Origin of the sequence: Amycolatopsis thailandensis (assembly GCF_002234405.1) — a bacterium.
Taxonomy (GTDB): domain Bacteria; phylum Actinomycetota; class Actinomycetes; order Mycobacteriales; family Pseudonocardiaceae; genus Amycolatopsis; species Amycolatopsis thailandensis.
In genome coordinates this window covers 1-792 of sequence record NZ_NMQT01000370.1, presented here as the reverse complement: position 1 = coordinate 792, position 792 = coordinate 1, and the positions used below count along the sequence as shown (strand labels likewise).

1 protein-coding gene is annotated in these 792 nt (G+C 61.9%); it reads right to left on the bottom strand.

What is annotated here, in order from left to right; genetic code table 11:
* Nucleotides 1–214: 214 nt before the first annotated feature.
* Nucleotides 215–792: FkbM family methyltransferase (locus tag CFP71_RS42945; protein ID WP_093939495.1), on the bottom strand; the 578-nt coding region annotated here is incomplete at its 5' end.

Genomic DNA, 792 nt, shown 5'->3' with positions numbered 1-792 from the left:
CGAAGTTGCCGCAGGACTGATCTGCCTCAGAGCGCCTGTTGCGAAAGCCACTTTCGCAACACTGAAGGTTGGGAAAGTGGCTTTCGCAACCCCCGCGCGCGACCAAGGCCGCCGAAGGACGCTTTCCCCGCGTCCGACGCGGCGAAGGACGCTTTCCGCACGTCCTATGCGGCGAAGGGCCCCTTCAGCCACGCGGACTGGACGCGGGATGGCGTCATTTTCGCGAAGCGTGCACCAAATACATCGGCTCCACCATGATCTTGTCGTCGAGTTCGGCCTCCACCGTGTAACCACGGCTCTCCAGCTCTTTCCGGAGTTCGGCCAACTCGCCCTTCGCGTCGCTGATTTCGATGACCCAGGACCGGATCTTCGCCCAGTCTTCCTCGCTCAATCCGGCGAGGACTTCGAGTTCCGAACCCTCGACGTCGACTTTGACCAGGTCGATGCGATCCAGCTCGGAATACCCCGCCAGTACCGAAGAAAGGGTCGCCACCTCGACGGCGACCTCGACAGCCTGAGCCGCGAAATGTTCGCTCTTGGTCTCCGGATGCCTCGTCGAGTTCCCGGGCATCCCGGGATAATAGGTGAACGCGACGTCCTTCCGATTCACCTCACCCAAGGCCAGTTGGTGAACGGTCAGGCCGGACAGGTCATGCAGTTCGACGTTCCGGCGCAGCGCCGCCACCGACGCCGGAACCGGTTCGAAGGCGATCACTTTCGCATTCGGCTTCCGCCGCTTCGCGTAAATCGAAAAGAGCCCGACATTGGCACCGACGTCGAGAATGACACCGT